11 protein-coding genes are annotated in these 13,494 nt (G+C 54.7%); all 11 read left to right on the top strand.

The features are described 5' to 3' along the window. The first annotated feature begins 100 nt into the window (after window positions 1-100). Window positions 101-1,246 (top strand): porin, encoded by a 1,146-nt coding sequence (locus C0557_RS20025; protein WP_208660470.1) that lies wholly within the window; start codon window positions 101-103, stop codon window positions 1,244-1,246. Between the two features lie 316 nt (window positions 1,247-1,562). Continuing rightward, complete coding sequence (locus C0557_RS20030) at window positions 1,563-1,886, top strand: PTS sugar transporter subunit IIB (protein ID WP_074773312.1); 324 nt, start codon at window positions 1,563-1,565, stop codon at window positions 1,884-1,886. Window positions 1,887-1,959: 73 nt separating this feature from the next. After that, entirely contained in the window at window positions 1,960-3,318 is a 1,359-nt protein-coding gene (gene chbC, locus C0557_RS20035) for a PTS N,N'-diacetylchitobiose transporter subunit IIC (RefSeq protein WP_208660472.1), read from the top strand. Window positions 3,319-3,394: 76 nt separating this feature from the next. Beyond that, complete coding sequence (gene chbR, locus C0557_RS20040) at window positions 3,395-4,234, top strand: transcriptional regulator ChbR (RefSeq protein ID WP_074773306.1); 840 nt, start codon at window positions 3,395-3,397, stop codon at window positions 4,232-4,234. Between the two features lie 59 nt (window positions 4,235-4,293). Then, entirely contained in the window at window positions 4,294-5,649 is a 1,356-nt protein-coding gene (locus C0557_RS20045) for a 6-phospho-beta-glucosidase (RefSeq protein WP_208660474.1), read from the top strand. A gap of 9 nt (window positions 5,650-5,658) precedes the next feature. Beyond that, entirely contained in the window at window positions 5,659-6,420 is a 762-nt protein-coding gene (chbG, locus tag C0557_RS20050; protein WP_208660476.1) for a chitin disaccharide deacetylase, read from the top strand. 223 nt (window positions 6,421-6,643) lie between these two features. Next, the gene (locus C0557_RS20055; RefSeq protein WP_208660479.1) at window positions 6,644-7,783 is read left to right on the top strand and encodes an efflux RND transporter periplasmic adaptor subunit; all 1,140 of its coding nucleotides are present in this window, start codon (window positions 6,644-6,646) and stop codon (window positions 7,781-7,783) included. A gap of 2 nt (window positions 7,784-7,785) precedes the next feature. Next, window positions 7,786-10,950, top strand: a complete 3,165-nt coding sequence (locus tag C0557_RS20060; RefSeq protein WP_208660481.1) for an efflux RND transporter permease subunit — start codon at window positions 7,786-7,788, stop codon at window positions 10,948-10,950. Between the two features lies 1 nt (window position 10,951). Further along, a complete protein-coding gene (locus C0557_RS20065; RefSeq protein WP_208660483.1) occupies window positions 10,952-12,394 on the top strand; it encodes an efflux transporter outer membrane subunit in 1,443 nt (480 codons plus the stop codon). Window positions 12,395-12,481: 87 nt separating this feature from the next. Continuing rightward, window positions 12,482-12,838, top strand: coding sequence for a DUF6515 family protein (locus C0557_RS20070; protein ID WP_208660485.1), 357 nt, complete (start codon window positions 12,482-12,484; stop codon window positions 12,836-12,838). Between the two features lie 69 nt (window positions 12,839-12,907). Then, the gene (locus C0557_RS20075) at window positions 12,908-13,492 is read left to right on the top strand and encodes a TetR/AcrR family transcriptional regulator (RefSeq protein ID WP_208660487.1); all 585 of its coding nucleotides are present in this window, start codon (window positions 12,908-12,910) and stop codon (window positions 13,490-13,492) included. Window positions 13,493-13,494: the final 2 nt, after the last annotated feature.

Raw genomic sequence — 13,494 nt, forward strand, 5'->3', positions numbered from 1 at the left:
AATTAAGCGCACAAATCTCTAATTCTGGAAACAGAACTGTCATATTTGGAAATTACTATGCCCGCGCTAGTAGTGAGTAGCGTTCCCGAGGAAAAAATAAATGAATACTAAATTAAAAATGCTGACAGCCTCGATCGGTGCAGCAGTGGCATTGATGTCTTTCGCAGCGCAGGCAGAAATTACTCTCCTGAAACAGGATCCGCAGGCCGACGACCCGCTGAGCCGTCTGAACTTTACCGTCGGGGGGTCTATCCGCCCGCAGTTCGATAACGCCATGGGCAACAGCGACAAAGGCTCGTACAAACGTAACGGCTATGATGGCGGTACCCGTTTTCGTTTCGCTTCCGATTATTATCTTTTCGATGATATTAGCTGGATTAACTATTACGAACTCGGCGTGAACATTCCGGCGCTTTTTGACTGGGATAATCACTATGCCGAAGGCACGCGGAATACCACCCGCCGTATGCTTTACACCGGGCTGAAAAGTAAAACCTGGGGCACGCTCACCTACGGTCAGCAGAACAGTATTTATTACGATGTCGTAGGTGCGAAAACCGATATCTGGGATTATGACATGAAGGCCCAGGCGCCGGGCAACGGTATCAACGGCGACTACGACGGCTCTTATCGCTCACGTAATATGCTAAAATATAAGAAAACCGTTGGCGACGCGGATATTTATGCCTCTTACCTGTTTGATGATTCCGACTATCTGCCGGGCAACGGCACGCGTTACAAACGTAAAGGCGGCGGTTCGCTGGGCCTCGATTATCACCTGACCGACACCCTGACATGGGGTACAGCGTGGAACTACACCCGTGCGGAAATGCGCCTGCCGTCAACGGACGACAGCAAAACCTACGATCAGAACATCCTCGGTACCGCGCTGAGCTGGACGCCGGATAACTGGACCTTCTCCTTCGGCGGCGGCTGGTATCAGAACTTCCTGCTGACCAAAAAATCCGACGTGCAAAACTACTTCGCGGGCGATGCGTGGGGGATTGAATACTTTGCCGGTTATAAAATCCCGGTGGGCCAGTACGCGCTTAAATATGTTCAGCCGTACGTGATGGGCGACCGTTTGCAATACACCACTGGCCGCGATTATCAGCGTATTGATAACGGCGTCGGTGTGACTTTCCAGCTGGATTATGGTTTCCGTGTCGATTACGAACACGTATTCACCTCCAGCACCGACAACCTGAGCGATATGAATATCGTGCGTCTGCGCTACGACTTCTGATCCTCGCCCCCGCGCGCCGGTGCGGGGGTTTTTCCCCATCAACATGTTTCCGCGGGTATTGAATTTCTTTCCTGCACTTCCCCTGTCGCAAATTTCCCACCCGCTAATTCCTCAAACTGTGAAGATGAACATAGCGCCAGGTCAACCACAGACAATTTTGGCAAGTTGAGAAATATCCTAAGCCAGACGCGTGCCGTATACTTGTTTTGGATACAGAAAAAAGTCCTCCCGCTTCGCGGGGCAGCCATTGCAGGAAGCCTTAACGCAGCCTGCATCGGATCTGGCCGACAGAGAATCGCACATTGAGGGGCGCATGATGGAAAAAAAACGTATTTATCTGTTTTGTTCAGCGGGTATGTCAACGTCGCTGCTGGTGTCAAAGATGCGTGCGCAGGCGGAAAAATATGAAGTACCGGTCATTATTGAAGCATTTTCTGAGTCTCTGGCCGCAGAAAAAGGGCCGCAGGCGGATGTGGTATTGCTCGGCCCGCAAATTGCGTGGAAGTTAGCGGACATTCAACAGTTGCTGCCGAATAAACCGGTCGAAGTGATCGACTCGCTGCTGTACGGCAAAGTCGATGGTCTGGGCGTGCTGAAAGCGGCCGTCGCCGCCATTAAACAAGCCGCCGCCAATCATTAAATTCTCTTATTACTGAGTTATTCCCTCACACTGCGCCGCAATAATCTATTGCGGTATTTAAGGGTATTTTTCTATGAGTAATGCGATTGCTTCACTTGAAAAGATACTTCTGCCTTTTGCGGTTAAATTAGGAAAGCAGCCTCACGTTAATGCGATTAAAAATGGCTTTATTCGTTTAATGCCATTAACGCTCGCGGGCGCGATGTTTGTATTAATTAATAACGTATTTTTAAGTTTTGGCGAAGGATCGTTTTTCTATTCGTTAGGCATTCGCCTGGATGCCTCGACCATTGAAACGCTCAACGGTTTAAAAGGCATTGGCGGCAACGTCTATAACGGCACGCTGGGCATTATGTCGTTAATGGCGCCGTTCTTTATTGGTATGGCGCTGGCGGAAGAACGCAAAGTCGATGCGCTGGCCGCCGGATTATTATCCATTGCCGCTTTTATGACCGTCACACCTTATAGCGTCGGTGAAGCGTATGCCGTTGGCGCAAACTGGTTAGGCGGGGCGAATATTATTTCCGGGATGATTATTGGCCTGGTGGTCGCCGAATTGTTTACCTTTATTGTGCGGCGCAACTGGGTGATTACCTTGCCGGAGAGCGTGCCCGCTTCGGTGTCGCGTTCGTTTTCCGCGCTGATCCCCGGCTTTATTATTCTGTCGCTGATGGGCATTGTCGCCTGGGCGCTGACGCATTTCGGCACCAACTTCCACCAACTGATTATGGATACCATCTCCACGCCGCTGGCGTCGCTCGGCAGTATTGTCGGCTGGGTGTACGTGCTGTTTGTGCCGCTGCTGTGGTTCTTTGGTATTCACGGTTCGCTGGCGCTGACCGCGCTGGACAGCGGCATTATGACGCCGTGGGCGCTGGAAAATATCGCTGTTTACCAGCAGTACGGCTCCGTCGATGCGGCGCTGGCCGCTGGCAAGACGTTCCATGTCTGGGCCAAACCGATGCTGGATTCCTACATCTTTCTGGGCGGCAGCGGCGCGACGCTCGGGTTGATTATCGCCATCTTCTTCGCCTCCCGGCGGGCGGATTACCGCCAGGTGGCAAAACTGGCGCTGCCTTCCGGCCTGTTCCAGATTAACGAACCGATTCTGTTCGGCCTGCCGATTATCATGAACCCGGTGATGTTTATCCCGTTTATTCTGGTGCAGCCGATCCTCGCTGCCATCACCCTGCTGGCCTATTACAGCGGCATTATTCCACCCATTACCAACATCGCACCGTGGACGATGCCAACCGGGCTGGGTGCTTTTTTCAATACCAACGGCAGTATCGCCGCGCTACTGCTCGCACTCTTCAACTTAGTGATTGCCACGCTGGTGTATCTGCCTTTTGTGGTGGTCGCCAACAAAGCGCAGAACGTGATTGATCAGGAAGAGAGCGAAGAAGATATCGCCGCGGCGCTGAAGTTCTGAAGCCTGGGCGGTGGCTTGAGGTAAGTGCGCTTATCCTTAAGCCACCGCCCGATGTAAAACGCGTAAGGAGTTAACCATGCAGCCACAGATCAACACGCAGGGAATTAAAACGGTTCGCGAGCAGCAGCTCTTCAACGGTAAAAATTTCCACGTGTTTATCTATAACAAAACCGAGAGTGCGAGCGGGTTGCATCAGCATGATTACTATGAATTTACGCTGGTTCTCACCGGCCGTTACTACCAGGTGATCAACGGGAAACGCGTGCTGCTGGAGCGCGGCGATTTTGTGTTTATCCCGCTCGGCTCGCACCACCAGAGTTTTTACGCGTTCGGCGCGACGCGCATTCTGAATGTCGGCATCAGCAAGCCGTTCTTTGAACAGCACTATCTGGCGCTGCTGCCCTTCTGCTTTGTCGCTTCGCAGGCCTATCGCACCAGCCATGCTTTCATGGCCTATGTCGAAACGGTTATCGCCTCGCTGAATTTTCGCGAAAACGGGCTGGATGAATTTATCGAAGCCGTCACCTTCTACGTGATTAACCGGCTGCGCCACTACCGTGAAGAGCCGGTCATGGATGACGTTCCGCAGTGGCTGAAAAGCACCGTCGAAACGATGCATGATAAAACGCAGTTTGGCGAAAATGCGCTGGAAAATATGATCCAGTTGGCGGGCAAATCCCAGGAGTATCTGACCCGCGCCACCCGCCGCTATTACCGCAAAACACCGATGCAGATTATTAATGAAATCCGCATCGATTTTGCGAAAAAGCAGCTGGAAATGACCAACTATTCGGTGACGGATATTGCCTGGGAGGCCGGCTACAGCAGCCCCAGCTTGTTTATTAAAACCTTCAAAAAAATGACCTCATTTACGCCCAATAACTATCGCAAGCGATTAACGGAAATCAATCAGTAACGGTGACGGGTGTTTTTTATTGCCCGCCGTCATTCATGACCGAATTCAAGGGAGAATTTATGAGCCAGAAATTAAAAGTCGTCACTATTGGCGGCGGGAGCAGTTACACCCCGGAATTACTGGAAGGTTTTATTAAGCGCTACCATGAATTACCGGTTTCTGAATTATGGCTGGTTGATGTCGAAGAGGGGCAAGAAAAGCTGGATATTATTTTTGCTCTCTGCCAGCGCATGGTGGAAAAAGCGGGTGTACCGCTGAAAGTCTATAAAACACTGAACCGCCGGGAAGCATTGCAGGGCGCGGATTTTGTCACCACACAATTGCGCGTCGGCCAGTTGAAAGCGCGCGAACTTGATGAGCGCATTCCGCTCAGCCACGGTTATCTGGGGCAGGAGACTAACGGCGCGGGCGGTTTGTTTAAAGGGCTACGCACCATTCCGGTGATTTTCGACATTATTAACGATGTGGAAGCGATTTGCCCGAACGCGTGGGTTATCAATTTCACCAATCCGGCCGGAATGGTCACCGAAGCCGTTTATCGCCATACCGGTTTTAAACGTTTTATTGGCGTATGCAATATTCCCATCGGCATGAAAATGTTTATCCGCGATGTGCTGAACCTTGCCGACAGCGACGCGCTGGCGATCGATCTGTTTGGCCTCAACCATATGGTGTTTATCAAAGATGTGCTGGTCAACGGCACCTCGCGCTTTGCCGAACTGCTCGACGGCGTCGCGTCCGGCAGGCTGAAAGCCTCGACGGTGAAGAACATTTTCGACCTGCCGTTTAGCGAAGGGTTAATCCGCGCGCTCAATCTGCTGCCCTGCTCTTACCTGCTCTACTACTTCAAGCAGAAAGAGATGCTGGCAATTGAGATGGGCGAATATTACAAAGGCGGCGCGCGGGCGCAGGTGGTGCAGCAGGTTGAGAAGCAACTGTTTGAGCTTTATAAAGATCCGGCGCTCAAAGAGAAGCCGAAGGAGCTGGAGCAGCGCGGCGGCGCGTACTACTCCGATGCCGCCTGTGAAGTGATCAACGCCATCTATAACGATAAGCAGGCCGAACACTATGTGAACATCCCGCATCGCGGGCACATAAAAAATATCCCGCCGGAGTGGGCGGTCGAGATGACCTGCATTCTCGGGCGCAACGGCGCGACGCCCCATCCGCGCGTGACGCAGTTTGACGAAAAAGTGCTTGGGCTGATTCACACCATTAAAGGTTTCGAAGTGGCGGCCAGCAAGGCGGCGCTGAGCGGTGAGTTTAACGATGTGCTGCTGGCGCTCAATCTCAGCCCGCTGGTGCATTCGGATAGCGATGCGGAACGGCTGGCGCGTGAAATGCTGCTGGCGCATGAAAAGTGGCTGCCCAACTTTGCAGGCTGCATCGGCAAACTGAAAGCGTCACAGCATTAAGGGATGGCTATGGAGCGCTTATTAATTGTTAACGCGGATGATTTTGGCCTCAGCAAAGGGCAAAACTACGGCATTGTCGAGAGCTTTCGTCACGGCGTGGTGACATCCACGACCGCGCTGGTCAACGGCGCACCGATTGCGCATGCGGCGCAGCTGAGCCGTGAATGGCCCGCTCTTGCGGTAGGCATGCACTTTGTACTGACGCTGGGCCAGCCTTTAACGCCAATGCCCTCCCTTGCCCGGCAGGGCGAACTGGGGAAATGGCTCTGGCAAATGGCCGAAGCCGATACGCTACCGCGCGCAGAAATCGCCGAAGAACTTGAAAGCCAGTACCAGCGTTTTGTCGCGCTTTTTGGCCGCCAACCGACGCATCTGGACAGCCATCATCATGTGCATATGATCCCGCAGATCTTGCCGATTGTGGCGCAGTTTGCCGCCGCGCGCGGGCTGCCGTTGCGACTCGATTGCCCGGCGCGATTACCCGCCAGCGATTTGCCGGTTGGGCTTCGCAGTACAGAGGGTTTCAGCAGCGGTTTTTATGGAGAGGCGATTTCTGACGCACTCTTTTTGCAGGAGCTGGATGCTTCAACCGCGCGCGGCGAGGATTCGCTGGAGATGATGTGCCACCCGGCGTTTATCGATAACATCATCCGCCAGAGCAGCTATTGCTACCCGCGTTTAACCGAGCTGGAGGTGCTGACCTCGCTATCGCTGAAATACGCGATTGCCGAACGCGGCTACCGGCTCGGCAACTTCCGCGATCTCGAATAACGCCCTTTGCGGCGTGCGCTGCGCCGCATTTTCTCGCTGGCCGCTGAACGCGGCTTCGCCTTTCATTCGAAATTTCACGCACTATTTTCATGGGTTTAGCACCTTAAACGTATCCGCCTGTAAGAAAATATCCTTTATATCTTCACTTTTCCTCGTATATTTTTTCGCCTTCTGTTTGCTATCCTCCGGCATGAGAATGAACGTTCATTACTGAGGTTTGCAAATGGCATTGAAAAGAATAATGGTGGCCGTGCTGGCATGTCTGATTGTCGCCTGCGACCAAAAACCGGAAACGAATGCAGGTGCGATGACAACCCAGGTTGGCGTGGTCACGCTGAAGGCCGAACCGGTAACACTATTCAGTGACCTGACAGGGCGCGTCACTGGTACCATGGTTTCTGATGTTCGCCCACAAGTCGAAGGCATCATCAAGAAACGGTTATTTAAAGAAGGAGACGATGTTGTCGCGGGCCAGGTGTTATACGAGATTGACCCGGCAACCTACCAGGCAAGCTACGATGAAGCCGTCGCCCAGTTGCAGAATGCCATGGCGATTGTTAACAGCAGCAAACTGAAAGCCGAGCGTTATGCCGCGCTGGTGAAAGAGAATGGCGTATCACGTCAGGATGCGGACGACGCCATGGCCACCTACAAACAAAACGTAGCTTCCGTCGCGCAGTATCGCGCCGCCGTGGAAAGCGCCAAAATCAACCTCGGTTACACCAAAGTCAGAGCACCGATTTCCGGGCGCATTGGTATTTCCTCCGTTACGCCTGGCGCGCTGGTCACCGCCAGCCAGACCACGGCGCTGGCAACCATCCGCACGCTTGATCCGATTTACGTCGATTTGACGCAATCGAGCACGCAACTGCTGAAACTGAAAAAACAGCAGTTGCAGAGCAGCGACAATACGGTTCCCGTTACCGTGACGCTGGAAGACGGCAGCCAGTATCAGCATCCCGGTAAACTGGAGCTGACCGAAGTCTCGGTTGATGAGTCCACCGGCAGCGTAACGCTGCGCGCCGTCTTCCCGAACCCGGAACACGATTTACTGCCGGGCATGTTTGTGCGCGCCACCGTCAGTAACGGCGTGCGCAGCGAAGCGATCCTTGCGCCGCAGCAAGGGATCACACGCGATGCCAAAGGCAACGGCTCTGCGCTGGTGGTGAATAAAGAGAATAAAGTGGAAAGCCGCGAGGTGGTTACCGACCGGGTGATCGGCAATAAATGGCTGATCACCAACGGGCTACAAAGCGGCGACCGGTTAATTACCGAAGGCACCAGCAAAGTGCAGGCGGGCATGACAGTGAAAGCGGTGGAAGTCGGCGCTACCGAATCCAGTGATGGAAACGGAGGGAAGTAATCATGCTGTCTCAGTTTTTCATCCGTCGCCCGGTCTTTGCCTGGGTCATCTCGATCGTCATTATGCTGCTTGGCATTATCAGCATTAATAACCTGCCGATTGCGCAGTACCCCGATGTTGCGCCGCCGCAGGTCAGGATCTCGGCCACCTATACCGGTGCGTCTGCGGCAACCCTGGAAAGCAGCGTAACGCAGGTGATTGAACAGCAGCTGACCGGTCTGGACGGCATGCTCTATTTCTCCTCCTCCAGTACCGCGTCCACGGGCCAGGTCAGAATCACCGTCACCTTCCAGCAGGGTACTGACCCGGATATTGCGCAGGTGCAGGTGCAGAATAAAGTCCAGCAGGCGGAAAGCCGCTTACCGGATGCGGTCACCTCGCAAGGCGTGACCGTGGAGAAAGCGCAAAGCGACTTCCTGCTGGTCATGGCGCTGTATGACAAGACCAACAAAAGTACCTCTTCGGATGTCTCTGACTACCTGGTCAGTAACATGGAAGATGTGCTGGCGCGCGTTAATGGCGTGGGTCGCGTGCAGGTGTTTGGTTCGGAATATGCCATGCGTATCTGGATGGACCCGAACAAGCTGGCCGCTTACTCGCTGATGCCTTCCGATGTGGAAACCGCGCTGGAAAACCAGAACACCCAGGTCTCATCCGGGCAGTTAGGCGCGCAACCGGCCAGCGGTGAGCAACAGTTGGTCGCCACCGTGCGTTCACGTTCGCGTCTGCAAACGCCGGAACAGTTCCGCAATATTGTGGTGAAAACCAAAACCGACGGTTCCGTTGTCCGCTTAAGCGATGTCGCCCGGGTTGAAATGGGCAGCGAAGATTACAGTTCCAACGTGCTGGCCAACGGTCACCCGGCTGCGGGTATCGCCATTCAGTTGGCCTCCGGCGCGAATGCGTTATCCACGGCAGAACGGGTAAAAAGCACCATCAATGAATTCCGCAGCAGCATGCCTGCCGGTTACGCCATTGACTATCCGCTCGACAGTACCGACTTCGTCAAAATTTCCATTGAGGAAGTGGTGAAAACCCTCGCCGAAGCGATCGCCCTTGTGGTGGTGGTGATGTTCCTGTTCCTGCAAAACCTGCGCACTACCTTGATCCCGGCGATTGCCGTGCCGGTGGTGCTGCTGGGGACTTTCGGCGTGCTGGCGGCCTTCGGCTACTCCATCAACACCCTGACGATGTTCGGGATAGTGCTCGCCATCGGCTTGTTGGTCGATGACGCCATCGTGGTGGTGGAAAACGTCGAGCGCGTAATGCGGGTGGAAGGGCTGCCGCCGCGGCAAGCGACAGAAAAATCGATGAAGGAGATCACGGCGGCGCTGATCGGTATCGCCATGGTGCTCTCCGCCGTGTTCCTGCCGATGACCTTCTTCAGCGGTTCCACGGGGGTGATTTACCGCCAGTTCTCCATCACCATCGTCTCGTCAATGGTGCTGTCGGTGATCATCGCGTTAACGCTCACCCCTGCCCTGTGCGCCACGCTGCTGAAACCGCACAATCATGAAAATGCCGGTAAAGGTTTCTTCGGCTGGTTCAACCGCAGCTACGAGAAAATACAGGAGCGTTACCACCAGCGCGTGGCGAAAGTCCTGCATGGTCCGGGCCGTTATCTGGCGCTGTACGGCGTGCTGTTGATCGGCTGCGCGGTGATGTATATGCGTCTGCCGACCGGCTTCCTGCCGACCGAAGACCAGGGCTACATCATGGTGCAGTACACGCTGGCGCCCGGTGCGACGGAAAACCGCACCCTCGAAGTGCGTAAAGAGATCCAGAAATACTTCCAGACCAAAGAGAAAGATAACGTCAACGTCAGCATGCTGGTCGATGGCTTCAGCTTTGCGGGTAGCGGGCAGAACGCCGGGGTGGGCTTTATCGCGCTGAAAAACTGGGATCTGCGTAAAGGCGCAGAGAACAGCGCCGATACGATCGCGAAGCGGGCGATGATGAACCTCTCCTCGATCCGTGATGCGCAGATCTTCGTGCTGACGCCACCGTCAGTAAGCGGCCTGGGCCAGTCGAACGGCTTCACCTTTGAGTTGCAGGCGCGCGGCGGCACCGACCGCGATACACTGCTGAAACTGCGTAACCAGTTGCTGGCCGAAGCAGCGAAGGATCCGACGCTCTCCAGCGTGCGCCCGAACTCACTGCCAGACTTACCGCAAGTGCAGGTCGATGTGGATGACGTAAAAGCGCAGTCGCTGGGGGTCTCCGTCAGCGATATCAACAGCACCCTCGGTTCGGCCATCGGCGGAACGTATGTGAATGACTTCTCGGATCGTGGACGGGTGAAAAAAGTCTACATCCAGGGGGATTCCGCCTTCCGCAGTAAACCGGAGGATATCGATAGCTGGTTCGTTCGCGGCACCGACAGCGATGGCAACAGCACCATGGTGCCGTTCTCGTCGTTTGCTTCTGCGCACTGGATTTATGGGGCGGATGCACTCTCCCGCTATAACGGCCTCTCTTCCTATGAGATTCAGGGGCAATCCGCGCCTGGCAGCAGTTCAGGGGAAGCGATGAACACGATGGAAAAACTGGCAAAAGCCCTGCCAGCCGGTGCCACCACCTATGCGTGGAGCGACCTCTCCTACCAGGAACGGCTGTCCGGGAACCAGGCGATGTCGCTGTATGGCATTTCGCTGATTGTCGTCTTCCTCTGTCTGGCGGCGCTGTATGAAAGCTGGTCAGTGCCCTTCTCCGTCATGATGGTGGTTCCGCTCGGGGTATTTGGTTCCCTGTTAGCCATCACGCTGCGCGGGCTGGAGAACGATGTCTACTTCCAGGTGGCGCTGCTGACCATCATCGGCCTGTCGGCGAAGAACGCGATCCTGATCGTGGAATTCGCCGAGGAAAACTACCGGCGAGGCGAGAACCTGGTGGCGGCGGCGATTCACGCGGCCACCACGCGTTTACGCCCGATCATCATGACATCGCTGGCGTTCACCGCCGGTGTACTGCCGCTGGCTATCTCAACTGGCGCTGGCGCTAACAGCCGAATCGCCATCGGGACGGGGATTATCGGGGGGACAATCACCGCCACCTTGTTGGCCATTTTCCTTGTTCCTATGTTCTTCGTGCTGGTCAGACGCGTATTCCCATCCGTGCCGGAGGAGTACAAAGCAGTGCGCGAAACGACAGAAAAATCAGGAGAATAAGATGTCAGCAAGACTTTTGGCAGCATGCGTACCGTTTCTGTTAGCGGGCTGTATTTCGCTGGATCCCCACTATGACAGGCCAACCGCGCCGGTCAGCGGCCAGCTTCCTGCCGGGGAGGCCTATGCTTCCCTGAAAGGCACCCAGGGGAATAACTATCGCGATATCGACTGGCAGCAGTACATTCTCGATGCCCGCCTGCGCCAGGTAGTGGCGATGGCGCTCGACAGCAGCCGTGACCTGCGGGAAGCGGTTGCCAGCGTGAAATCCGCGCGGGCGCAGTATGGCGAAGAGCGTTCTAATCTCTTCCCGACCATTAATGCCGGGCTGAGCGGCACCCGTTCCCGCTCGCTCAGCAGCACTGGCACCGGGAATCAGACCGCTCTCACTTCCAGCTATGAAGGCGATGCCAGCACCAGCTCGTTTGAGCTGGATCTGTTTGGCAAAAACCAGAGCCTGACGCGCGAGCAGTATGAAACCTGGCTGGGTACCGTCGAAGGGGCGCGCAGCACGCGCCTGACGGTGCTCTACAACACGGTGGATTACTGGCTGACGTTGGCGGCAGATAAAAGCAATCTGGCGATTGCGAAAGAGACTGCCGAAAGCGCGCGGCAATCGATGGAAGTCACCCAGACCCAACTTCGTCACGGCACGGCGTCAATGGTGGATGTCTCTTCCGCTGCCACGACGTACCATTCGGCGCTCGCCGATGTGGCGAAATACCAGACCAGCGTGGCGCAGGATAAAAACGCCCTCGATCTGGTGGTTGGGCGGGCCGTGCCGGATAACCTGATCCCGGAAAACATCGATGCGGTGGCGAATGCGTTCAAAGAGATCCCGGCGGGCATCTCTTCCGACGTGCTGCTTAATCGTCCGGACGTGCTGGAAGCCGAGCATAATCTGAAATCGGCCAATGCCAGTATTGGCGCAGCGCGGGCGAATTTCTTCCCGAGCATCTCGCTGACCGCCAGCGGCGGCGCGGCAAGCAGCGATCTGTCGTCGCTGTTTAAACGCGGTGCCGGAGTGTGGTCCTTCTCGCCGAGTATTTCGCTGCCCATCTTTACCGGCGGCTATAACATTTCGCAGTTGAACTACACCAAAGCGCAGAAGGAGTACTACGTAGCGGCCTATGAGAAATCGGTGCAGACGGCCTTCCAGGAAGTGGCCGATGCGCTGGCGCGTCGCGGTACGATTAACGATCAACTCACCGCGCAGAAAAATAATACCAAAGCGTCCGAAGAGTATTACCGGCTGGCGGATCTGCGCTACCGCAATGGCGTGGACACCTGGCTGAACGTACTTGATGCCCAGCGCACGCTATACACGGCCAGAACCTCGCTGGTCAGCGTGCAGCAGGAGTATTTCAACAACCTGATTACGCTGTACAAAGTGATGGGTGGCGGCACAGCGCTGGAAGAGAAAACGGCAGCACTACAACAGCGTTAAGACACTGGTAAGCACCCGGCAGAAGAATGCTCTGCCGGGTGTAAAGAGAGTCTGTTCGATACTTGTAACACACCGGGAAAGGCAACCATGAAAAAACACACCTGCACCTTATTTGTCTTACTGAGTCTTTCATTCAGTACAATAGCGGCACCTTTTGGCGATCCGCACCGCCCAGGCCCCGCGTTGCCGCGCGATAATGCGCCTCTGACCATCTTACCGCCTACGGCGGAACTGATCGTGATTGGTGGATTAACCTACTACCTGCTGAATGGTCTCTATTATCAAAAACAGGATGGCCGTTATGTGGTGGTCGACCGACCTTCTGGCGGCGCGATGTCGGTGCTGGACTACAACGGCAAACGCTATTACGTAAAAGATGGTCACTATTACCAGCGCAATATCGATGATGAGTACATTGAAGTGCCACGGCCGGCCGGCCTTTAATCTTAATGCTCCTGTGGACAGGCAAAGCGGCCACAGGAGCAATATTTACCCGTACGCAGGTAACTTATTTTGGCGACAAACAAACAAGAGCAACGCGTAAATGAACGCCGACAACTCATCATTGAAGCGGCAAAGACGTGTTTCAGCGAGCACGGCTTTCACGGGTGCAGTATGGCTGAGTTGTTCAACCGGTCAGGTTATGGCGCTGGCCAGCTTTATCGTGATTTTCACAGTAAAGAGGCACTGATTAATGAGGTGGTGAAAAGTGTCGCGGCACAATGGCGAGCGTTTTTATTTCGCCAGCTACGGTCTGATACGACGCTGAGCGATCTTCTTAATATTGAATCCGCTTTCTGGTCCGGCTGGAGTCAGCGCGAACACGCGTTATTGCTGGAAAGTTATTCGGAAGCATCAAGAAATGAACAGGTGCGAAAAATATTAACTGACGAAGAAGAACAGACCATTAATTATCTGGCCGGAAACAGCGGGATCCTGAATAGCGAAACGCAGCAACCGTTTAGCCGGGCGCAAATTCGTCTGTTGCTGGCGATTATCGATGGCTTTATTTGTCGGGTCGTTTATGACCAGCAACTCAATGAAAATGAGCTGCGGCGTCTTAATACGCTGATTTTTAGCAACCCACCGAACGCCTGAAG

It is taken from the genome of Kosakonia sp. MUSA4 (assembly GCF_013085925.1).
Classification (GTDB): Bacteria; Pseudomonadota; Gammaproteobacteria; order Enterobacterales; family Enterobacteriaceae; genus Kosakonia; species Kosakonia sacchari_B.